The sequence below is a fragment of the Rhodopirellula maiorica SM1 genome, from assembly GCF_000346295.1.
Taxonomy (GTDB): Bacteria; Planctomycetota; Planctomycetia; order Pirellulales; family Pirellulaceae; genus Novipirellula; species Novipirellula maiorica.
Window position 1 is genome coordinate 1 of sequence record NZ_ANOG01000421.1, and the last position, 1028, is coordinate 1028.

At 53.3% G+C, this 1028-nt stretch carries 1 protein-coding gene and 1 pseudogene; one reads left to right on the forward strand and one right to left on the reverse strand.

Going from position 1 to position 1028, the window contains the following annotated elements:
- A pseudogene (locus RMSM_RS42560) lies at positions 1–182 on the reverse strand (AAA family ATPase); the annotation flags it as partial.
- A 391-nt stretch (positions 183–573) separates the two neighbouring features.
- On the opposite strand from RMSM_RS42560, the gene RMSM_RS13510 reads away from it, so the two are divergent.
- Positions 574–870 carry a hypothetical protein gene (locus RMSM_RS13510; RefSeq protein ID WP_040766393.1) on the forward strand — a complete coding sequence of 99 codons (297 nt, stop codon included), beginning with the start codon at positions 574–576 and terminating at the stop codon, positions 868–870.
- Positions 871–1028: the final 158 nt, after the last annotated feature.

The window sequence follows — 1028 nt, forward strand, 5'->3', positions numbered from 1 at the left end:
GTGTTGCTGTTGACGGCAGGGCCGAGCTGGTCGAGCAATTCGTTTTGGTAAGAGATCGAGCTGAGCGCGGTACGCAATTGTTCGCGATCCACGGCGTCCAATCCAGCTGCTTGCGCTTCGACACTCAGCACGTAATCCGACAATGGTACCGGTGCTGGGCCAGTGTAGCTGCACTGAGCCATTTGCTGATTGGCTTTGTTTTTGTCCCGCTTCGGTTAGCGAGTAGTAGTAATCGGTTAAAGGGGGCCGTCGAACGTGCGTCACCAATTTGCGTGTTCGCAGTGCATCGAGAATCGGTTCGATGACACGAAATGGGATCCCGATCCGTTCCGACGAGGTGCGGCCGCTAAGGGTTCCACCGACCAGCAGGATTTTCAGCATCAATCCATCGACGTAGGCAGCGCTGAGCCCGGTTTCATGTAGATCGCGAGGTTGGATTGGCCAGAACGTGTCGTCGGACAATAGCCCGCCTAACATGCTCGGTTCGAAGGATTGGGTGTCGCTTGCGAGTACAGTCATAACGTGTTTAACGATGTTGATGAATGAACGAATCGGTGCTTTCGATTGTGCGGCATGCAAGGACAGTGCATTGTTGCAATGGCACCGCCCAGCGAACGTATCTGGCTTTGCAAAACCTCAATTGCCGCCTTCAAACGTAGCTCGCAAATAAGAACATCGGAGCCGGTTATCGAATCGTTTGCAAATATCTTCTTTGTTGGGTTTGCTGCCTCGGCCGCGTGGCGGCAAGGAAAACCACACGGTGTCCAGGAAACGATGACGCGCCGATCAGGGGGGGTAAGTACAGCGAACGTATTTTCGAACGCCTACGAGCTGGAATTCGAACTTTTACTGAAGAATTTTGAAGTCTAAGGGTGACGACGGTCTATTTGCGTCGTACCTTTCAAGGTCCCGCAGATTGATCACCAACCCCCCGGGAGTTCTCGCTGCGAACAACACGATAGCCCCTTGAGCGTACAAGATTAATGGCAACGATTGAAAACTCGGCACTCGAACGTCTCCGTCGCAGC